Origin of the sequence: Nocardia sp. NPDC049149 (assembly GCF_043197455.1) — a bacterium.
Classification (GTDB): domain Bacteria; phylum Actinomycetota; class Actinomycetes; order Mycobacteriales; family Mycobacteriaceae; genus Nocardia.
This window is the reverse complement of the sequence record NZ_JBICTD010000015.1, coordinates 130863-150796: the sequence shown is the minus strand read 5'-3', so window position 1 is coordinate 150796 and position 19934 is coordinate 130863. Positions and strand designations below refer to the sequence as shown.

Below are 19934 nucleotides of genomic sequence, written 5' to 3'. Positions count from 1 at the left end.
GGTAGCTACGCGCGCCGCGCCTCCAACAGACGTAGCCAGAATTCGCTCACGGCAGGAAACGCGGGCACCGCGTGCCACAGAGTTGCCAGCGGCACCTTGCCGACCACGGCGATGGTGGCCGCGTGCAGTTGTTCGCCTACCTCGGGGCCGACGAAGGTGGCGCCGAGGAGGGTGTCGGTGGCGGTGTCGACGACCAACTTTGCGTGACCTGCGAAATCGTTGCGGGCCAACGCGGATCCGGCGACTGCGATGTCGAGTTCTACCGTCTCGATCGAGTGGCCTGCTTTGCGGGCGGCCGCCTCGGTCAGCCCGACGGACGCGACCTCGGGGGCGGTGTAGACCACCTGGGGGACTTGGCCGTGGTCGGCGCTTGCGGTGAACTTCGGGTCGGTGAGCGGCGTGCCCTCGGCGCGGGCCGCGATCACGTCGCCGCACACCCGTGCCTGGTACTTGCCCATATGTGTGAGGGCGGCACGGTGATTCAGGTCGCCGACGCAGTAGAGCCAGTCGCCTGGCACGTCGCGGACGGTCAGGTGGTCGTCGACGGACACGTAGCCGTCCGGCAGTCCGACCGCGGCCAGGTTCAGGCCTTCGGTGGCCGGTGTGCGGCCCGCGGCCACGATGATCTCGTCGGCTTCGAGCTCGGTGTCGCCGTCGGCGCTGCGCAGCCGCACGGTGACCGTGCCGCCATGGATGCGTCCTTCGCCGGTGTCTTTGGCATCGGGACGGTGCACGGAGGTCGGTTCGGTGCCGAGCGCGACCTTGACGCCGCTCGATTCCAGTGCGGCGGCGACGCGTTCGCTCGCGAACGGTTCGGCGTTGGCGAGCAGCGCCGTGCCGCGCACGATCATGGTGACGTCCGCGCCGAGCGAGGCAAGCCAGGTGGCCGCCTCGCAGGCCACCACGCCGCCGCCGATGATCACCACGCGCCGCGGGACCTCGTGCAGATTGGTGGCGTCGCGGGAGATCCACGGCAGCGCGTCGCGCAGCCCTGGCACGTCGGGAACGCTCGCGCGGGTACCGGTGGCCAGCACCACCGCCTGCCTTGCCCGCAGCACCGTGCCGTCGACCTCGACCTGCCGCTCACCGACGAGCCTGCCGGTGCCGCGGACGACGTCGATGCGAGTGTCGTTGGCCCACTGCACCTGCGACGCGTCATCCAGGTCGTGGACGAAGGCGTCGCGCCTGCGCAGCACGGCCTCGACGTCGAGGCCGGTCGCGGTGATCCCGTCCATGGCGCGCGCGGCGGACAGCACGTGCCCCGGCCGCAGCAGGGCCTTGCTGGGAACGCAGGCCCAGTAGGAACATTCGCCGCCGACGAGTTCGCGTTCCACGATCACCGCGGTGCGGTCGCTCCCGGCGATGGCGTAGGCCGCGGCGTTCTCGCCCGCAGGCCCGCCACCGATCACGATGACGTCGTATTCGGTAGGTGCACTCGACATGATCGCGATTACTGCAGGTAGCCCTCGACCTGTCCCGGCGAGCTCGGTTCTGCGGTATCGGGCGACTCACCCTGATCGATGCGTGCCCTGCGGTGTCGCAGCAGATCCCAGGCCTGGTCGAGCATCACCTCGAGCTCGGCGAGCTGCTGGCGTTCCACCTTGGGGTCCAGCGTGCCCTTCGTGGCTTGGGCGCGGAGCTCGTGCTCCTGATCGACGAGGGCTTTGATCCTGGCCAGCACGTCCTGTTCGGTCATGCCGACCATGCTACGGCCGGGCCAGGCACGCGGCGGCGATCGGCACCGCCTCGGCCAGGTCCGGCCACGACAGCGCGGTGTAGCCGAGGGCGACACCGAAGTGGTGCCGTTCCGGGCCGAGGTGATGGCGCATCAGCGGGTCGAGACCGACCCCTTGCGCCTGCGTGGCGGCCACCGCGCGTTCCTCCGCGTCGGCCGAGGGCAGCGGCACCACCACGTGGGAACCGGCGTCGTCGCCGAGCACGTCGAGCCCGCGGCGCCGGAGTTCGGTGACCACGAAGGCCCGCCGTGGCGGCAGCTCTCTGCGCAGCCTGCGCAGGTGCCTTGCCAGATCGCCGTGCGCGGCCAGCGCGACGAACACCTGTTGGCCTGCCGGACTCGGACTGGTCCCGGTGCGCTGCCGATACGCGACGATCGCGTCGGTGATTTCCGGCGCGGCGACCAGCCAGCCGACGCCGAGACTCGGCGAGAGGATCTTGCTCGTGGTGCCGAGGTGCACGACCACGTCCGGCGCCATCGCCGCCAGCAGCGGCAATGGTGCGGCGTCGTAACGCAATTCGCCGTCGTAGTCGTCCTCGATGATCAGCAGATCGGCCCGCCGTGCATGGTCGACGAGCTCGACGCGGCGGGCGGCCGGCAACCGGGGGCCGAGCGGAAACTGGTGTCCCGGTGTGCAATACACGGCTCTGATGTTCGGCGGAAGCAGGTCGACCCGCAGGCCTGCCGCGTCGACCGGAACGGGGTGCACGTGGACTCCCGCGGCGCGGAAAGCGCCTGCGGCACGCTGATATCCGGGGTCCTCCATCGCGACGCTGTCGCCGGGACGGAGCAGGGCGGCCGCGAGTTCGCTTACCGCGGAACTGGTTCCGGCGGTGGCGAGCAGCGTGGTTTCGGCGCCTGCGCCGAGCCCGCGATGCCGGAGCAGGTGTTCGATGATCGCGGTGCGGAATTCCGCCTCGCCCGCACGGTCTTTGCGCACCAGCGGCGAGCCGTCGGCGGCGGCCCGCCAGGCCCGGCGCCAGGCGGGCCGGTCGATCGCGTCGGTACACGGTGCGCCCGGTTCCAGGTCCAGCAGCGTCGGGCCGATACCCACCCCGTTGTGGACGATCGCGCGCGCGGGTGTGGTGGGCGGCGCGGTGGTCAGGTAGGTGCCCGACCCGCGTTTGCCGCTGATCCAGCCCTCGGCGTGCAGTTGGTCGTAGGCCGCGGCGATCACGGTGCGGCTCACGCCGAGCCGGTCGGCCAGCGAGCGGGAGGACGGCAGCCGGTCGCCGCCGCGCAGCAGTCCATTGCTTGCGGCGTCTCGGAGACTTGCGGCCACCTGCACCGACAGCGGTTCCGAGCGGGCGCGGTCCAGCGTGATGGGGAGTTCGTCGAGCACCGGTCACCTCGTGAATGGACTGTTCAAATTTTCTCGAATTGGTCCTTCTATAGTGCCATTCGGCACCCGATCCTGGTCATATGACCCATTCAGCCGCTCCAAGAACCCCGCTGTCGTCGACCCCGCGCAGCACGCTGACCCGGTCGAAGGAACGTGGACGCAGCGATCGAGCCGATCTGGAAGCGGTACTCGATGCAGGGATGATCTGCCACCTCGGCGTGCTGCTCGGCGGTGCGCCGGTGGTGCTGCCCACCATCTACGGACGCGACGGCGACACCATGTACCTGCACGGCTCGACCGGGGCAGGCAACCTGCGCGCGGCATTGGCAGGTGACATCTCCGTCGCGATCACCCTGGTCGACGGCATCGTGTATGCCCGCTCGGCGATGCACTTCTCGATGAACTACCGCTCCGCGGTGGTGCACGGCCGTGCGGCGGAGATCACCGACACCGCTGAGCGGCTGCACGCGCTCCGGGTGATCACCGAGCACGCCGCGCCCGGCGCGTGGGCGCGGGTGCGGCCGCCGAACAAGAAGGAGCTGGCGGCGACCATGGTGCTCGCGCTCGACCTCGCCGAGGCCTCGGTGAAGATCCGCGCGGGCGGCCCCGGCGACGATCCGGCGGATATCGCCGCGGGCGGGGTGTGGTCGGGTGTGCTGCCGGTGCGCCAGGTGTGGGGCGAGCCGATCGATTCGCCCGACCTCGAGCCGGGCATTCCGGTGCCGAGCGACGTGCTCGACCGGGCCGACAGCGCGCTGCTGCCGGTGCGCTGAGCTCGACACACCGCTTGTTAGCCTCGGCGTAGCTGAGCGGCCCTTATGGTGTGGTGGTTGCTGTTTCGCACCACCACACCAGGGCTGGAGACGAGCGTGACGAGATTCCGGAAGACCTTCGCCGCGCTGGCAGCCGTCCTGGTGGTCGCCGTTGCGATCGTCGTCAGCCTGACGCTCTATCAGCTGCAGAAGGATCACGTGCAGACGGTGCACCTGATCGGCCATCTCGACGACGCCGACCGCGTCGATCTCGACGTGGTGGTGATCCAGATCGACGCCGCCCTGCAAGAAATGTCTGTCCAGGTGACGCCGATGCCGCGTGGTGCCTTGGCCGATGAACTCGGCCGATTCCGCGCCGACACCACGATCGACCTCTACGGCGTGAAACCCGAGCCGATCCTGGCCAAGGCAGGCGAGACGATCTCGGCCTCCGAGGTCAGGATCGCGATGGGTGGCGGCGGGATGATCACCGACTACCCGTTCGACAAGTACCGGGTGAACATCGATGCCACGGCGGCGAGCGGTGACCGACCCGTGCCGATGGTGTTCAGCCTGTACAGCCTCGATGCCTTCTTCAAGATCCTGCCGAAGATCGATGAGGAGCAGCGCGGCGATGCGATCGGCACGGTTGTCACCGTGTCGAGGTCGACCGCGTCGCTCACCTTCGCGCTATTCGTCATGGTGCTGATGCTCGGGCTGGCCCTCGCGGCGGGGACGGCGGCGTTCTACGTGCTGTCCGGCAAGCGCGGGCTGATCTGGCCCGCCAACACTTTGATGGCCGCGGTGCTGTTCGCGATGATCCCGTTGCGCAACGCGGTGCCCGGCGCGCCACCCATCGGTTCGGTGATCGACTTCGGCTCGTTCTTCATCGCCGAAACCGTGGTGGCGTTGTCGTTGATCTGCACCGTGCTTGTGGGCTATCGGCACGAGGTCGGGAACGAGCGCAAGGACGTCGCCCAGTAGGCCGCTGTGGTGTGGATCATCGTTCGGATGCCAAGGGATTGTGGTCGATGTTTGTGCATCGGACGGGATTTGGGTTGGTCGGATGCACTAATCGGACCGGTTCGCGGCTAGGTGTTGTGCGCAGCGGTTTGTCTGTGCAAACAATGTGCGGATGACCGCTCGCACCGATGCCACCGCGCTGGACGAACTCTCGAAATACATCAGGTCCGTGCTGCCCGACGTTGCCCGAGATCTGTTGTCCGAGGTGCTCGTCGCGGTGCCCGACTATCGGGAGTTGTCGGCCGATGCGAAGGACGATCTGCCGCACGCCGTTGAGGCCAACCTGCGGTTGTTCCTGCGATCGCTGGTCGACGGGCGGCCGCCGCAGCAGGAGGAACTGACTGAGCTGATCGATGTCGCGGTGCGGCGGGCACGGGCCGGGATCCCGCTCGACACCGTGCTGTCGGTCTATCACTTCGGCGCGGCCGCGGCCTGGAAGTCGGTGGCCGCCACGGCGACGTCACCGCAGCAGCGCGAACAACTCCTGGCCGCGGTGCCGTCCGTGCTCGGTTACCTCGGTGCGGTGACGCCCGGTGTCGCCGGCGCGTACCTGCGGGAGCGGCAGGATCTGCACTGGGAGCAGCGCGAGGCGAAACGTACTGTGGCGCAGGCGCTGTTGCACGGATCGCCCGCCGATCTGCTGGCCGAGCGGTTCGGCATCGCACTGGACGGCGGGTTCGAGGTACTGGTCTTCCGGGTCGCCGAGTCGGATCCTGCGTCCGGTGCGCGGCCGGTGTTGCGGATCGTGCAGGCCGAGATCGACGCGGTGTCGGACCGGGTGCTGAGCACCGTCGAACGCGGCGGCGGGGTGGTGCTGGTGCCGAGCGCGGCCGGCGAATTCGCCGGTGCACTCGACACTTTCGTGAGCAAGGTCGCGCACGCCGCCGGAGTGCGGACGGTTGCCGGACTGGCCGTCGCGGCAGGCATCGATGACGTACCCGACGCCGCGGCGGAGGCGGGCGAAATCGCCAGGCTCGCTTATCAACTGCGGCGACCGACCGCCGTGTACCGGATGGCGGACGTGGCGCTGCAGTATCAGCTCGCACGGCCGGGTCCGGCACGCTCCTGGCTGCTCACGCTGCTGCATCCGCTACACGACCAGCCGCATCTGCTCGACGCGCTGCGCGCGCTCATCGACAACGACTACAACCGCCAGCAAGCGGCGGCGGCCCTTGTGGTGCACCGCAATACGCTCAACTATCGGCTCAACCGGGTCGGCACGCTCACCGGGTACGACCCCAACCGGGCCGACCACGCCCAGCTGTTCGCGGCGGCGCTGACCGCGCACGACCTCGACACCGCGGAGTGAATTCGGCTCACCACACGCGGACCGGCAGCTCGAGGGTCTTGCGGGCGAAGGTAGCCAGTGCGGAACCGGATTCGACGCGATCCGGGTCCAGGCTGACCAGCGAAAGCACGTAGTCGTCGGCGAGGCGGCACAGGTAGCCGGACAAGCGGGTGCGCGGCAGGTGTGCTGCGGTGAGGCCGGGGTGGATCGCGCGGGCGGCGACGCCGAGGCAGCGATGGGGGCCGAGGGTGCGCAGCGTGGCAGGCATGGCGCCGATATTGGAGCACAGGATGTCTCGCTCGCCAGCGCCCTTGGACAGCGCGTAGGCCCAGCGGTCGGGGATCACCTGAAGCAGCTCCTCGGGCATGCCGCCGGGGCTCGACATGCGATGTTCGTAAGCGGCGCGGGACTTTTCGCGGATCGTCGCCGGGGTGTCGGTGCGGTCGACGGTGATATCGGTCATCGCGAGGTCGTTGTCGACGCGGGGTTCGTCGCGGGTGTCGACCGGGAGGCTGGCGTCGATCGTGTCGTTCGGGAATCCGGTGGCCCACAGTGTGTTCGCGACCAATGCGAGGAAGAGGCTGTTCGCGGTGCCGTGGTGCGCGGCGGCGGCGCGATCCCAGTCGGCGACGGCACATTGCAGCACTGCGCTGTGCGTTGGCGCGCCGGTGGTGCGGACCGGTTCGCGGGCTGTTGGGGGATGCGGGCGCTCAGGAATGCCGCCGCGCAACGCCTTCGCCGTGCCGCGCAGGACGGTCGACCACTGGCGTCGGGCATCGACCCAATCCGACTCGGAGCCAACAGCGTGCGGATCGAGCGCTTCGGTGCGTGCGTGATCGGGTCCGGCTGCCAAGGACCGGCCGCCCATCGCGTCGTCGATGGCCAGGACCAGTGCCCGGCCATCGGCGAGCGCATGGGAACAGGTCAGGGAGACAAGGGAACCGCCGTCGTCCAGTGCGGTCGCGGACAGCCGCCAGCCAGGACCGAACTCGGGATCCAGGTCGGCGCCCTGCGCGTCGGCCCACTCGAAGAGGGCGGCAACGGGTAGCGGCCGATCGGCGAGCACGAGCGGATGCGCGTCTGTGTTCGCCTGCCAGGCGCGGCGCGCCCCTGGTATCCGAGGGCGTACTACCCGCCGCCCGAGCGGGCCGGTGCGCAACGCCGCATGAACCCGCCGCAACAGGTCGGGCTCGATACGGTCGGTGGTGCGCCACAACCCTTGCAGCGCAATGGGAGTGCCGAGGCCGCGATGGGTCCGCAGGAAGATCTCGTCGACGACACTCAACCGGCCCGGCGCTCGCACGGCTACCGCTCCCTCCTGCCTGGCCCGAATCGCGTTGCGCGCACGGCTGATCGGCATGCGCTGTGCCCGGCGCTCGGTTCCTCGGGCCGATTCATGCGCGGGCGCCGTGGCGGCCTGCGCCGGAGGCGAAGCGTTGGGCACCCTCGAGCGCCCCGTGTGCGAGCGCGGTCACGCCGTGCCGGAATTCGTTGCGGAGCGCAGTGGCCTCGTCCATGCCGTCCTGCTCCAGCAGTGACATGCGGTCCGAGCGCAGGCAGGCCTGGGGGAGGGCGGCCAGTTCGGCGGCGAGTTGTTCTGCGGCACTGCGGGCTTCGCCGGTCGGGACGACGCGGTTCACCAGGCCGATCTGCAGCGCCTCCGCGGCGTCGACCGGGCGGCCGGTGAGCACCAGGTCCATCGCGCGACCGCTGCCGATGATCCGGGGCAGGCGCAGGGTGCCTCCGTCGATGAGCGGCACGCCCCAGCGGCGACAGAACACGCCGAAGGTGCTGTCCTGCTCGGCAACTCGCATATCGCACCACAGCGCGAGCTCGAGCCCGCCCGCGACGGCGTAACCGGAGACGGCGGCGATCACCGGCTTGGACAACCGCATCCGCGTCGGCCCCATCGGGCCGTCGCCCTCCTCGGTGGCCTGGTTGGATCGTTCGGTGCCGAGGCTCTTGAGGTCGGCGCCTGCGCAGAAGGTGCCGCCGTCGCCCCACAGCACCGCCGCCGCGGCGTTGGGGTCGGCGTCGAATTCGCGGAAGGCGTCGGCCAGTGCCGCCGCGGTCGGACCGTCGACCGCGTTGCGTGCCTCGGGGCGGTGCAGGATCACCGTGGTCACCGGACCGCTGCGTTCGATTCGCACGCTCATGACCACACCCCGCTGCTGTTCGACTCTGTGGCGCCCGTGCGGGCGTTGACTGTGATTAGTCTGCTCACGCCCTGAACATACGTTGCAAAACCGCCCTTGTGGCAAGAAATGAATTCATGGTTCACTTCTTGCGTGGCCTACCGCAGAACCCCTGCTGTGCAGGCCCGCCTAGATGCGCAGGCGGGCTTGATCGTGGCCGCCGCGACCGAGGTGCTGTCCAGATCGGGATTCGCGGGCCTGTCCATGGCGGCGGTCGCCGCGGAGGCCGGCGTTGCCACCGGCACCGTCTACAAGAACTTCACAGACAAGACCGAGTTGGTCACCGCCGTGTTCCGCAAAGTCGTCATCCGTGAAGTGGCCGCCGTTGCCGCCGCCAGCCATGCAGGCACGGCCATCGAGCGGGTGACCGCGGCGGTCGAGACCTTCGCCGGACGCGCCATGAAGAATCCGAAACTCGCCTACGTGCTGCTCGTCGAACCGGTCGACACCGCGGTCGACGCGGAACGCCTCCGCTTCCGGCGCGCCTTCGCCGCGGCCTTCGAACAGGCTGTCGCGGACGGTGTTTCGTCCGGCGAGCTGCCTCCGCAAGACCCGTTGATCAGTGCGGCCGCGCTGGTCGGCGCGATCGGCGAGGTGCTTGTCGGTCCGCTTGCCACGGCGCAACACGGGGAAAGTGTTGTCCCCGAACTCATTGCCTTCGCCTTGCGTGCACTCGGCGTGCGCGCGGCATCGAGCGGACTCGTCGCTCGGCCGGAATCAGGAGTGTCCGATGCAGACGCATGAAGTGTTCAACCAGGTACCCGATATCGCACCGTTCGACGTCTCGCGCAATCCGGCGCTGCTCGAAGGGTTGCACCGCGAGGGTGCGGGCTGGGCCGAACCCGAGGTGCGCGAACTCGGCACGCTCGCAGGCGGATCCGCGGCGCAGGAGTGGGGCCGCATCGCCAACGAGTATCCGCCGGTGCTGCACACCCATGACCGCTATGGCAACCGGATCGACGAGGTCGAGTTCCATCCGCACTGGCACGACTTGATGAAAGTCGCGGTGGTGCACGGGTTGCACGGTGCGCCGTGGCTCGACGACCGGCCCGGCACCCATGTGGCGCGTGCGGCGAAGTTCTTCACCTGGGGCGCCGCCGAGGCAGGCCACATGTGTCCGATCTCGATGACCTACGCCGTTGTTCCCGCGCTGCGACACAACAAGGAACTCTCGGCGCGCTACGAGCCGCTGCTCGGCTCCCGGGTCTACGACTTCGGGCTGCGCGAACCCTCGACCAAGGCCGGGCTCATCGCGGGCATGTCGATGACGGAGAAGCAGGGCGGCTCCGACGTCCGCGCCAACACCACAACGGCGACACCGCAACCCGACGGCTCGTACCGGATCGTCGGGCACAAGTGGTTCACCTCCGCGCCGATGTCGGACATGTTCCTGACGCTGGCCAAGGCACCCGGTGGCCTGTCCTGTTTCCTGCTGACCCGAGTGCTGCCCGACGGCACCCGCAACCCGATTCGCATTCAACGACTCAAGGACAAGCTGGGCAACAAGTCCAACGCCTCCTCCGAGATCGAATACGAGAACGCCACCGGCTGGCTCGTCGGCGCGGAAGGCGCCGGGGTCAAGACCATCATCGAGATGGTGAACATGACGCGCCTGGACTGCGTGATCGGTTCGGCCACCGGGATGCGGACCGGGGCGGTATTCGCCGCCCATCACGCCAGGTATCGAGAGGCGTTCGGCGCCAAGCTGATCGATCAGCCCGCCATGCGGAATGTGCTGGCGGACCTGGTCATCGAGTCCGACGCCGCGACCACCGTGATGATGCGGCTGGCCGGTGCGACCGACCGCGCAGGCAGCGATCCGGCCGAGGCGGCGTTGCGGCGCATCGCGCTGGCCGTCACCAAATACTGGGTGTGCAAGCGGGCGCCTGCGCACGCCGCCGAGGCGCTGGAATGCTTCGGCGGCAACGGCTATGCCGAGGAGTCCGGCATGCCACGGCTCTACCGTGAGGCGCCACTGATGTCCATCTGGGAAGGCTCGGGCAATGTCGCGGCGCTGGATGCGTTGCGCGCCATGGGCCGTCAGCCGGAGACGGTCGAGGCGTACTTCGCCGAGGTCTCGCTGGCGCGTGGGGCGAACCCGCGGCTCGACGACGCGATCGCCAAGGTCGGCAAGGAACTCGCCGATCTCAGCGATATCGAATATCGCGCCCGCCGCATCGTCGAGCTGATGGCGCTGGTGCTGCAGGGCGCGCAGCTGGTGCGCCACGGTCATCCGGCCGTGGCCGACGCGTTCTGCGCCACCCGCCTCGGCGACGACTGGGGCATCGCGTTCGGCACCCTGCCGACCGGGGTCGACACCGGAGCCATCATCGAAAGAGCCTTGGTCTGACCCCGATCCGGTCCCCGTTCGCGCGCCCTCGGTTAGGGTGACCCGCGATGGTAGGGGCACGGGTCGAGACGTCAGTGGGCTGGCTGGCGCAGCGGGTGCGCGAACACGCCGCTGCGCGAGACGGGCGGTACCTGCTCGGCATCGCCGGTCCGCCGGGTGCCGGCAAGTCCACCCTGTCGGCGCGGATCCGGGATGCGCTCGATATCACGGTGTGCTGCGCCGAGATCGCGCCGATGGACGGCTACCACCTGACCAACGAGGTGCTGGACGCGGCGGGAAACCTTGCGCGCAAAGGGGAGCCGGACACGTTCGACACCACGGGGTTCGTCGGCAACCTGCGCAGATTGCGCGACACCCCGATCGGCGCCCCGGTGCCGTGGCCGATCTTCGACCGCTCGGTGCACGACCCGATTCCGGCCGGCGTCGTCTTCGAACAGCACACGATCGCGATCGTCGAGGGCAACTATCTGCTGCTCGACGATCTCGGTGACCAGGAATGGTCCGCGGTTCGGAAACTGCTCGACGAGTGCTGGTACCTCGACGCGCCGCGTGACGTGCTCGAGGATCGGTTGGTGCGCCGCCACATTCGCGGCGGTCGCGGTCTCGAGGCGGCGCTGGCCAAAGTGCACGACAGCGACCTGCGCAACGCCGACCTGATTGCGACCACGAAGGACCGCGCCGATCTGGTGCTGCGGCAGCGTGCCGGGCACTACGAGATCGTGCTGCGAGACTGAGTGATTCAGCCCCGCCGAAGCTACTTGTTGCCGCGGTACCAGCCGATGAGCGCATCGGTGGACGAATCACCCTGCGACGCAGGCTCGGTCGCGGAGGTCAGCAGCGGCGCGAGCGCGAGCGCCTGCTGCTTGCCCAGTTCCACACCCCACTGATCGAAGCTGTCGACGCCCCAGATGGTGCCCTCGACGAACACCTGATGCTCGTAGAGCGCGATGAGCTGTCCGACCACCGACGGGGTGAGCTGCGCAGCCAGGATGGTGGTGCTCGGCCGATTGCCCGGCATCACCTTGTGCGGCACCACCTTCGGGTCGGTGCCCTCGGCGGCGATCTCCTCGGCCGTCTTGCCGAACGCGAGCACCTTGGTCTGCGCGAACAGGTTGCTCATCAGGATGTCGTGCATGCTCCCGGTGCCGTCGCGGGTCGGCAGATCGTCGGTCGGCCTGGCGAATCCGATGAAGTCGGCGGGGATGAGGCGGGTGCCCTGGTGCAACAGTTGGTAGAACGCGTGCTGGCCGTTGGTTCCTGGCTCGCCCCAGAAGATTTCGCCGGTGGAGGTGCTGACCGGCGTGCCGTCGGCGCGCACCGACTTGCCGTTCGACTCCATCGTCAGCTGCTGGAGGTAGGCGGGAAAGCGCGCCAGGTCGTTCGAATAGGGCAGCACTGCACGGGATTCCGCGCCGAAGAAGTTCGAGTACCAGACGCCGAGCAGGCCGAGCAGCACCGGCGCGTTCGCGTCGAGCGGGGCGTTCGCGAAATGCTCGTCCACGGCATGCATTCCGGCGAGGAACTCGGCGAAGCGCGCCTTGCCGATGGTCGCCATCACCGAGAGGCCGATCGCGGAGTCGACCGAGTAGCGGCCGCCGACCCAGTCCCAGAAGCCGAACATGTTCGCGGTGTCGATGCCGAACTCGGCCACCTTCGTCGCGTTGGTCGAGACGGCGACGAAATGCTTGGCCACCGCGTCCTCGCCTAGCGCGGCAACCAGCCAGCGCCGCGCGGCAGTGGCGTTCGTCAGCGTCTCCAGGGTGGTGAAGGTCTTGGAAGCGACGATGAACAGCGTTGTCGCCGGGTCGAGTCCGTCGAGCTTGGCCACCAGATCGGCCGGGTCGACATTGGAGACGAACCTCGCGCTGATCCCGGCGTCGGCGTAATGCCGCAACGCCTGGTACACCATCACCGGGCCGAGATCGGAGCCGCCGATCCCGATATTGACGACGGTGCTGATGCGTTCGCCGGTCGCGCCACGCCACGCGCCGGAACGCAGCGCATCGGTGAAATCGCCCATCCGACGCAGTACCTCGTGCACATCGGCGCCGGCGTCCGCGCCGTCGATGGTCAGCGACGCACCCTCGGGCAAGCGCAACGCGATATGCGCGACCGCACGATCTTCCGAGGTGTTGATGTGCTCGCCCCGATACATGGCGTCCCTGCGCTCGGCGACCCGTGCCTCTCGCGCCAATTCGACGAGCAGATGCAGCGTTTCCCTGGTGAGGCGATGTTTGCTGTAATCGATATGCAGGTCGGCGACATCGATGGTCAGCTCACGACCACGAGCCGGATCATCGGCGAAGATATCCCGCAGGTGGCGTCCCGCGATCCCGTCGAAGTGCTCGTGCAGTTTCCGCCAGGCCGCCGTCGCGGTGATGTCGCTGCTCACGCTCGCCGAGGTTACTCACCGCCCGGCACGCGCGCACGGCAAACTCCCCTTCGCCACGGTCGACCGCGCGGCGTCCGCGGAACGGACTCCGGCGGAGCCGCCGGGATTAGGCTGGCGTCATGGTGTCCGAACGTGAAGTTCTCGAATCCGTCCCGACGCAGCTGTGGATCGGCGGGCCCGTCGCGGCCACCGGCGGTGGCACCTTCGCGGTGCACAATCCGGCCACCGGCGAGGTGCTGACCCAGGTCGCCGACGCCACCCCCGAGGACGCGGTGCGCGCGCTGGACGCGGCCGCCGCGGTGCAGGCCGAGTGGGCGGCAACGCCGTCGCGGCAGCGCGGCGAGATCCTGCGCACGGTGTTCGAGCAGATCACCGCGCGGGCTGAGGAATTCGCGCTGCTGATGACCCTGGAAATGGGCAAGGCGCTGGCGGAGAGCCGCAACGAGGTGAAGTACGGCGCTGAGTTCTTCCGCTGGTTCAGCGAGGAAGCTGTCCGGGTGCACGGGCGCTACCTGCACGCGCCGTCGGGCACTGGACGCATCATGGTGCACAAGCAGCCGGTCGGGCCGTGCTTGGCGATCACGCCCTGGAACTTCCCGCTTGCCATGGGAACCCGCAAGATCGGGCCTGCGCTGGCCGCGGGCTGCACGATGATCGTCAAGCCTGCCTCGGCGACGCCGCTGACCATGCTGTTGCTCGCCAAGCTCTGCAGCGAGGCCGGGCTGCCGGACGGGGTGCTCTCGGTGATCACGTCGAGCCGGTCCGGGGCGGTGACCCAGCCGCTGCTCGACGATCCTCGGCTGCGCAAGCTGACCTTCACCGGGTCGACCGAGGTCGGTAAGAAGCTGGTGGAGAAGGCGGCCAACGGGTTGCTGCGCACCTCGATGGAGCTCGGCGGCAACGCGCCGTTCGTGGTGTTCGACGATGCGGACATCGACGCGGCCGTGCAGGGCGCGATGCTGGCGAAGCTGCGCAACGGCGGCGAGGCGTGCACCGCGGCCAACCGCTTCCACGTGCAGAACGGGGTGCTCGACGAGTTCACCACCAAGTTCGTCGAGGCGATGGCAGGCAGCGTCACCCTCGGGCCAGGCACCGACCCGGCGACCACCCTCGGCCCGCTGATCAACGAGGAGCAACTCACCACGGTCAGCGAGCTGGTGGAGGATGCCGTCTCGGTGGGCGCGCAGGTCCGTCTCGGCGGCAAGGCGCCGGGCGGACCCGGCTGGTACTACCCCGCGACCATCCTCAGCGATGTGCCGCCGCAGGCGCGGATTCTGCGCGAGGAAGTCTTCGGCCCGGTCGCACCGATCGTCGGCTTCGAGACCGAAGAGGAAGGTCTCGCCGCCGCCAACGACACCGAGTTCGGCCTCGTCAGCTACGTCTACACCCGCGATCTCGACCGCGCGCTGCGCGTCGCCGAGGGCCTGGAGTCCGGCATGGTCGGCATCAACCGCGGCGTAATCTCTGACCCCGCAGCACCTTTCGGCGGCGTCAAGGCATCGGGCTTCGGCCGCGAAGGTGGCACCGAAGGCATCGAGGAATACCTCTCCACCAAGTACATCGCCCTCAGCTGATGCCGGCGGGGTTGTGCCTCTCCCAGACATGAAAACGACCGCCCCGGGGGTGTGAACACCCGGGGCGGCCTTGGGGATGCGGTTGTCTCTCGATAGCCGCATGGCGGTAGGGCCGCGCGTGGCGGCTGCGGGACGTGCTCGGGTCAGTGACCGAGGCGGCCGCGCCCGAGGCGCAGCAGGAGCATGGCGAGGGTGTGGCCTTCCTGGCCGAGTTCGCTGAATCGCTCCAGCACCTTCATTTCCCGACTGTGCACGAGGCGGGGCCCGCCGGAGGCCATTCTGGTCCGGCCGATGATCCGGGAGATCTCCGTGCGACGCTTGATGGCGGCGAGGATCGCAGCGTCGAGCTGGTCGATCTCTTTGCGGAGATTGTCGATCTCCGCCTCGCTCTGCGGCAGCGCCGAATCGGACCCGGTCGTCGTGGCAGGGGTGCTCATCATTCATCTCCTCGTGTCAGAACATGGATCGGCGGGTGAGTCCGGCTCGTTACCGATCGGTTCTTTCACCATGAAACAGACCTGGTAGGGCCTTGTAATTGTCCCCCCAGGATGGTGCGTTCAACGACTAGTGCGGCGATACCGATATCCGGTTTGTAACCGAAACGGGTCTATCGCGGGGGCACTGATCATGTGGCCAGTCTGCCACGGGCCTGTAGATGTGCAAAACGTTTGGTTTTGTGAATCTGCTGAGAAGGCGGCCACGGTTTCCACCCGGCGGACATCCAGGCAACCCGGGGCTTCATCTCTGTCGGTGCCCGCCGGTAGCGTTGATGGGCGATGGACATCACGGTGGCTCCCCAGATGCAGGCCGGCCGCGCCCGGCAGCCGGATTCAACTCATAACCCGCAGGTCACCGGTGGTAACGCCGAGGCAGCGGGCTCGGCTGGGCAGGAGGTGCGTGCGGTGCGGGAACCTCGGCGCGCGCCGGTGCCCGAGCCGCCGCCGTCCGACACGGAACAGGAGCAGCGGCGTGTCGACCGCGAAAAGCGGCGTGCCGAAGAAGCCGAGCGTCTCCTCGACGGACTGAACCCGCAGCAGCGGGCCGCCGTGGTGCACACCGGCGCGCCGCTGCTGATCGTGGCGGGAGCCGGGTCGGGCAAGACCGCGGTGCTCACCCGGCGCATCGCCTACCTGCTTGCCGCGCGTGGGGTGACCCCCGGCCAGGTGCTGGCGATCACCTTCACCAACAAGGCCGCCGCGGAGATGCGCGAGCGAGTAATAGGACTGGTCGGTCCGCGCGCGAACAACATGTGGGTATCGACGTTCCACTCCAGTTGTGTCCGCATCTTGCGCATGCAGGCGGCACTGCTGCCCGGCATGAATTCGAATTTCTCCATCTACGATGCCGACGATTCGCGGCGGCTGCTCACGATGGTCAGCCGTGACTTCGACATCGACACCAAGAAATACACGCCGCGACTGCTCGCGACCGCCATCTCGAATCTGAAGAACGAACTGATCGGGCCGCAGCAGGCCACCGCGGATGCCGAGTCCGACGAAACCGAACTGCCCGGCCTGGTCGCGAAGGTCTACACCGAATACCAGCGGCGGTTGCGCGCGGCGAACGCACTGGATTTCGACGACCTGATCGGGGAAACGGTGGCGCTGCTGCAGCAGCATCCGCAGGTCGCCGAGTACTACCGGCGGCGGTTCCGGCATGTGCTGGTCGACGAGTACCAGGACACCAACCACGCCCAGTACGTCCTGGTGCGCGAGCTCGTCGGCCACCACCGGGAAGACCGAAGCGAGGACGAGGCGCCGCCGAGCGAGCTGTGCGTCGTCGGCGACGCGGACCAGTCCATCTACGCCTTCCGCGGCGCGACCATTCGCAATATCGAGGAATTCGAACGCGACTTCCCCGACGCGGAAACGATTCTGCTGGAACAGAACTATCGCTCCACCCAGCACATTCTGTCCGCGGCCAACGCGGTCATCTCGCGCAACGAGAACCGGCGCGACAAGAAGCTGTGGACCGATTCCGGCGAGGGTGATCTGATCACCGGCTACGTCGCCGACAACGAGCACGACGAGGCCGCGTTCGTGGCGCGTGAGATCGACAAGCTGGTCGATCAGGGCGACGCCAACTACAGCGACGTCGCCGTGTTCTATCGGACCAACAACAATTCCCGTGCGCTGGAAGAGATTTTCATCCGGATGGGCCTGCCGTACAAGGTGGTCGGCGGCGTCCGGTTCTACGAGCGCAAGGAGGTGCGCGACATCGTCGCGTATCTGCGGGTGCTGGAGAACCCCGACGACGCGGTGAGCCTGCGCCGGGTGCTGAACACCCCGCGGCGTGGCATCGGCGATCGGGCCGAAGCGTGTGTCGCCGTGCACGCCGAACAGCGGGGGATCGGATTCGCCGCGGCGCTGCGGGATGCCGCCGACGGCAAGGTCGCGCTGCTGAACACCCGTGCGGTGCGGGCGATCTCCGGATTCCTCGACCTGCTCGAGGAGATCAGGGCGGCGGGCGTGCAGGAGAATCTCGACTTTCCCGACGTCGGGAACGTCGTGGACGCGGTGCTGGAACGCACCGGTTACCGGGCCGAGTTGGAGGCCTCCGACGACCCGCAGGACGGCGCCAGGCTGGACAACCTGCACGAGCTGGTGAGTGTCGCACGGGAATTCAGCTCCGAGGCGCACAACAACGCGGAGGCGGCCAGGGCGGAGGGCCTGCTGCCGGAAGCGGCCGACGGGGAACCCGATCCCGGGTCGCTCGCCGCGTTCCTGGAGCGGGTGTCGCTGGTCGCGGACACCGACCAGATTCCGGACGAGGGCACCGGCGTGGTCACCATGATGACCTTGCACACCGCGAAGGGGCTGGAGTTCCCGGTGGTGTTCGTGACCGGGTGGGAGGACGGTCAATTCCCGCACATGCGTGCGCTCGGCGATCCGACCGAGCTTGCGGAGGAACGTCGCCTCGCCTACGTCGGCATCACCCGGGCCAGGAAGCGGCTGTATCTGACCCGCGCGGTGGTGCGGTCCGGGTGGGGGCAGCCGGTATCGAATCCGGAATCCCGTTTCCTGCAAGAGATTCCGGGCCATTTGATCGACTGGCGGCGGCTGGAGCCCGCGGGCTCCCCTGCGACAAGGGGCATCCGCCGTCGCGGTGACGACGATCGGATGGAACGCGACTGGACTCGCGGTGACGGCTGGTCCGAGCAGCGGCCCGGCGTGCGCGCCGATCGCGGCCCGCGGCGCCCCGCCCCCGGCGGCGCGGCCCGCAACAACGCCAATCTCGTTCTCGCCGTAGGTGATCGGGTCAGCGACGACAAGTACGGGCTCGGTAAGGTGGTCGCCGCCGAAGGGTTCGGCCCGCTGGCGACGGTCACCATCGACTTCGGTACAGCAGGCAAGATCCGGCTCATCCCGCAATACAGTCGCACCCTCGTCAAACTGTGAGGGCTTGCCGGGCCAGAGCAAACAGGGTCCTGAACTCGATGGAAGATCAAAAACCCTGATCCGCACCCCTTGTGGTGCGACCCGCGGTGCATTCGCTGTGGATCGTTCACGAGTGGTACATGGTGGAGGCGTTTGCGGCGTGCCGCCTCAACCATGTACCACTCGTGGGAGCGAGTCTCACTAGGTGGGACGTGGTGGTGTTTACGCACCGGTCGGCATCCTCGGCCGACAGTGGCGCAACGCTCCCATGCGGCGACTGGCGTGTGAGTCGAGTTCGGATCCGTAGATGGCGTTCGCCGGGACGACCCTGGCTTCGCAATGCCGGGCGTTGTTGCCGGATCAGGTCGAATGCTTCGGTCAAGGCTCCCGATCCAGCTTGCCGCGCACGTGGGTGGTGCGTTTCGGGTTTCGCGATCGGCTATCTAGTGGCTCGTCAACTGCTCGATTGGTCAGCGGGACGGCAACAGGTTGGTCAGGGCTTCGTCGAGGGTGGGGTAGCGGAAGACGAAGCCGGCTGGCTGGAGGACTTCGGAGGTGGCGTGGCGGCCGGTGAGGCCGAGCGCCGGGTCGGTGCGGAGGAAGACCGCGCCGATCTGCAGAATGGGCGCCGGGGTCGGCGGGGCAGGCGGGCGGCGCAGGTGCCTGCGGAGGGCGGCCATCAGCTCCCGGTTGCGCACTGGAAAGTCGGTGGCGGCCACCAGGATTCCGTCCGGCAGCGTGACCGTCGGGTCGAGGCCGAGCGTGGCGCGGACGATCGCGAGCCAGTCCTCGACGTGGATCCAGCTGAACCACTGATCGCCGGGCCCGACCCGACCGCCGAGCCCCGCCTTGGTCAACTGGCCGAGGCGCCGCAGCGCTGGCGCTTGCGGGTCGAGCACGATCGAGGTGCGCAGCACGGTCGAGTGCGCGGCGCTGGCGCCGTCGAACGCGTGCTCCCACGGTTCGGCCACCCCGGTCATCTGTGGCAGACCGACCGGCAGCGGTGTTGTTTCGGTGCACCGGGTTTCGCCGGCGTCCGACCAGATCGCGGTGGTGCTTGCCTGCACCCAGTAGTCGATCGGCGCATCGAGGGTCGCGGCCGCCTGCACCAGCGCACGAGTGGAATCGACTCGGCTGCGCCGCAATTCGTCGATATTGCGGGAGGTGGGCCGGCAGTCGACCAGCTTGCCTGCCAGGTTGATGATCGCCGTCGGCCCCGGATTACGTAGCGCGGCAACCCAAGTGCCCACCGTCTTGCCGTCCCACTCCACCTGAGTGAACGGCAGCCCAGCGTCGCGCCGACGGGTGAGAATGGTCACCCGATGTCCGCGGCAGGTCAGGTCGGCCGCGATGTGCTTCCCCAAAGCTCCTGTGCCACCAGCGATCACGGCCGTCAGCGCATTCGCTGCTGGTTCCAGCCCGGCCAGCTGGGCAAGCCGAGCGAAGCACACGCGCGTGTCCGCTTCCAGCAGTGATCCAACCACCATTCTGGCGACCGCCGCCGAGGCTCCGCTGAACGTGAGCTGCTGGCTGACTTCGGTGCCGCCGTCGCGCGGCGTCAACGTCCACGCCATCCGCATCCGCCCGGCCGGCTCCGGCTGCTCGATCGTCAGTGCCCGCCCCGGCACCAGCGTGGTGATGACGAACGGCGGCGCCGTCCGCCCGTGCACCGCTTCGAAAACCCGCCCCCTAGGCAGATAGTCACCTGTCGTCCCCACCGCCACCGGCCCATGCAACCGCACCGAGGTAACCGCCGGATTCCACGCAGGCCACCGCACCGGGTCGCCGAGCACCTCCCACACGACTTCCGTTGGTAGCGCAATGAACTGGGTGTACGTCGATGTACGTGCCATACCTCCGACGCTAGCCCCCAAACCCCGCCCCCGAACCGTGCCCCTCATCACCC

16 protein-coding genes are annotated in these 19934 nt (G+C 68.5%); 8 read left to right on the top strand and 8 right to left on the bottom strand.

What is annotated here, in order from left to right; genetic code table 11:
- Positions 1–5: 5 nt before the first annotated feature.
- Genes ACGFNJ_RS40550 through ACGFNJ_RS40540 form a run of 3 tightly spaced genes read right to left on the bottom strand, consistent with a single transcriptional unit; the run spans position 6 to position 3077 of the window.
- Positions 6–1442, bottom strand: a complete 1437-nt coding sequence (locus ACGFNJ_RS40550) for a dihydrolipoyl dehydrogenase family protein (protein WP_393461321.1) — start codon at positions 1440–1442, stop codon at positions 6–8.
- Between the two features lie 8 nt (positions 1443–1450).
- Positions 1451–1696 (bottom strand): DUF2630 family protein, encoded by a 246-nt coding sequence (locus ACGFNJ_RS40545; protein ID WP_393461319.1) that lies wholly within the window; start codon positions 1694–1696, stop codon positions 1451–1453.
- A gap of 10 nt (positions 1697–1706) precedes the next feature.
- Positions 1707–3077 carry a PLP-dependent aminotransferase family protein gene (locus tag ACGFNJ_RS40540; protein ID WP_393461317.1) on the bottom strand — a complete coding sequence of 457 codons (1371 nt, stop codon included), beginning with the start codon at positions 3075–3077 and terminating at the stop codon, positions 1707–1709.
- Positions 3078–3157: 80 nt separating this feature from the next.
- On the opposite strand from ACGFNJ_RS40540, the gene ACGFNJ_RS40535 reads away from it, so the two are divergent.
- From ACGFNJ_RS40535 to ACGFNJ_RS40525, 3 genes are all read left to right on the top strand, one after another.
- Entirely contained in the window at positions 3158–3850 is a 693-nt protein-coding gene (locus ACGFNJ_RS40535) for a pyridoxamine 5'-phosphate oxidase family protein (RefSeq protein WP_393461315.1), read from the top strand.
- 96 nt (positions 3851–3946) lie between these two features.
- Complete coding sequence (locus ACGFNJ_RS40530; protein WP_393461313.1) at positions 3947–4813, top strand: DUF4436 domain-containing protein; 867 nt, start codon at positions 3947–3949, stop codon at positions 4811–4813.
- A gap of 151 nt (positions 4814–4964) precedes the next feature.
- Positions 4965–6161 carry a PucR family transcriptional regulator gene (locus ACGFNJ_RS40525; RefSeq protein WP_393461311.1) on the top strand — a complete coding sequence of 399 codons (1197 nt, stop codon included), beginning with the start codon at positions 4965–4967 and terminating at the stop codon, positions 6159–6161.
- Positions 6162–6168: 7 nt separating this feature from the next.
- On the opposite strand, the gene ACGFNJ_RS40520 is transcribed toward ACGFNJ_RS40525, so the two are convergent.
- On the bottom strand, positions 6169–7500 hold the full coding sequence (locus ACGFNJ_RS40520; RefSeq protein WP_393461309.1) for a hypothetical protein: 1332 nt from the start codon (positions 7498–7500) through the stop codon (positions 6169–6171).
- Positions 7501–7534: 34 nt separating this feature from the next.
- Positions 7535–8296 carry a crotonase/enoyl-CoA hydratase family protein gene (locus ACGFNJ_RS40515; protein WP_393461307.1) on the bottom strand — a complete coding sequence of 254 codons (762 nt, stop codon included), beginning with the start codon at positions 8294–8296 and terminating at the stop codon, positions 7535–7537.
- 132 nt (positions 8297–8428) lie between these two features.
- Here ACGFNJ_RS40515 and ACGFNJ_RS40510 point away from each other — a divergent pair, with 132 nt between their 5' ends.
- Genes ACGFNJ_RS40510 through ACGFNJ_RS40500 form a run of 3 tightly spaced genes read left to right on the top strand, consistent with a single transcriptional unit; the run spans position 8429 to position 11419 of the window.
- Positions 8429–9079 (top strand): TetR/AcrR family transcriptional regulator, encoded by a 651-nt coding sequence (locus tag ACGFNJ_RS40510; protein WP_393461305.1) that lies wholly within the window; start codon positions 8429–8431, stop codon positions 9077–9079.
- Positions 9066–10685 carry an acyl-CoA dehydrogenase family protein gene (locus ACGFNJ_RS40505; RefSeq protein WP_393461303.1) on the top strand — a complete coding sequence of 540 codons (1620 nt, stop codon included), beginning with the start codon at positions 9066–9068 and terminating at the stop codon, positions 10683–10685. The genes ACGFNJ_RS40510 and ACGFNJ_RS40505 overlap by 14 nt, the downstream gene beginning before the upstream one ends.
- 47 nt (positions 10686–10732) lie before the next feature.
- Positions 10733–11419, top strand: a complete 687-nt coding sequence (locus ACGFNJ_RS40500) for a nucleoside/nucleotide kinase family protein (RefSeq protein WP_393461301.1) — start codon at positions 10733–10735, stop codon at positions 11417–11419.
- Positions 11420–11439: 20 nt separating this feature from the next.
- On the opposite strand, the gene pgi is transcribed toward ACGFNJ_RS40500, so the two are convergent.
- Positions 11440–13077: a glucose-6-phosphate isomerase gene (gene pgi / locus ACGFNJ_RS40495; protein ID WP_393461299.1), complete on the bottom strand. Its 1638-nt coding sequence runs from the start codon at positions 13075–13077 to the stop codon at positions 11440–11442.
- 119 nt (positions 13078–13196) lie between these two features.
- On the opposite strand from pgi, the gene ACGFNJ_RS40490 reads away from it, so the two are divergent.
- Positions 13197–14651: an NAD-dependent succinate-semialdehyde dehydrogenase gene (locus tag ACGFNJ_RS40490; protein WP_393461297.1), complete on the top strand. Its 1455-nt coding sequence runs from the start codon at positions 13197–13199 to the stop codon at positions 14649–14651.
- A 143-nt stretch (positions 14652–14794) separates the two neighbouring features.
- Here the strand turns inward: ACGFNJ_RS40490 and ACGFNJ_RS40485 are convergent, their stop codons facing one another.
- Positions 14795–15088: a chorismate mutase gene (locus ACGFNJ_RS40485; RefSeq protein ID WP_069161717.1), complete on the bottom strand. Its 294-nt coding sequence runs from the start codon at positions 15086–15088 to the stop codon at positions 14795–14797.
- A gap of 339 nt (positions 15089–15427) precedes the next feature.
- Between ACGFNJ_RS40485 and pcrA the strand changes: the two genes are divergently transcribed.
- Complete coding sequence (gene pcrA / locus ACGFNJ_RS40480) at positions 15428–18049, top strand: DNA helicase PcrA (protein WP_069161674.1); 2622 nt, start codon at positions 15428–15430, stop codon at positions 18047–18049.
- A gap of 449 nt (positions 18050–18498) precedes the next feature.
- Here pcrA and ACGFNJ_RS40475 read toward each other — a convergent pair whose 3' ends face one another.
- Positions 18499–19881, bottom strand: coding sequence for a DUF1731 domain-containing protein (locus ACGFNJ_RS40475; RefSeq protein ID WP_393461294.1), 1383 nt, complete (start codon positions 19879–19881; stop codon positions 18499–18501).
- Positions 19882–19934 lie beyond the last annotated feature (53 nt).

Bases quoted from the DNA above. Each gene is read 5' to 3' on its own strand.
- ACGFNJ_RS40550 (WP_393461321.1), bottom strand. From the start codon at position 1,442: ATGTCGAGTGCACCTACCGAATACGACGTCATCGTGATCGGTGGCGGG.
- ACGFNJ_RS40545 (WP_393461319.1), bottom strand. From the start codon at position 1,696: ATGACCGAACAGGACGTGCTGGCCAGGATCAAAGCCCTCGTCGATCAG.
- ACGFNJ_RS40535 (WP_393461315.1), top strand. From the start codon at position 3,158: ATGACCCATTCAGCCGCTCCAAGAACCCCGCTGTCGTCGACCCCGCGC.
- ACGFNJ_RS40525 (WP_393461311.1), top strand. From the start codon at position 4,965: ATGACCGCTCGCACCGATGCCACCGCGCTGGACGAACTCTCGAAATAC.
- ACGFNJ_RS40520 (WP_393461309.1), bottom strand. From the start codon at position 7,500: ATGCCGATCAGCCGTGCGCGCAACGCGATTCGGGCCAGGCAGGAGGGA.
- ACGFNJ_RS40515 (WP_393461307.1), bottom strand. From the start codon at position 8,296: ATGAGCGTGCGAATCGAACGCAGCGGTCCGGTGACCACGGTGATCCTG.
- ACGFNJ_RS40505 (WP_393461303.1), top strand. From the start codon at position 9,066: ATGCAGACGCATGAAGTGTTCAACCAGGTACCCGATATCGCACCGTTC.
- ACGFNJ_RS40500 (WP_393461301.1), top strand. From the start codon at position 10,733: ATGGTAGGGGCACGGGTCGAGACGTCAGTGGGCTGGCTGGCGCAGCGG.
- ACGFNJ_RS40490 (WP_393461297.1), top strand. From the start codon at position 13,197: ATGGTGTCCGAACGTGAAGTTCTCGAATCCGTCCCGACGCAGCTGTGG.
- ACGFNJ_RS40485 (WP_069161717.1), bottom strand. From the start codon at position 15,088: ATGAGCACCCCTGCCACGACGACCGGGTCCGATTCGGCGCTGCCGCAG.
- pcrA (WP_069161674.1), top strand. From the start codon at position 15,428: ATGGACATCACGGTGGCTCCCCAGATGCAGGCCGGCCGCGCCCGGCAG.
- ACGFNJ_RS40475 (WP_393461294.1), bottom strand. From the start codon at position 19,881: ATGGCACGTACATCGACGTACACCCAGTTCATTGCGCTACCAACGGAA.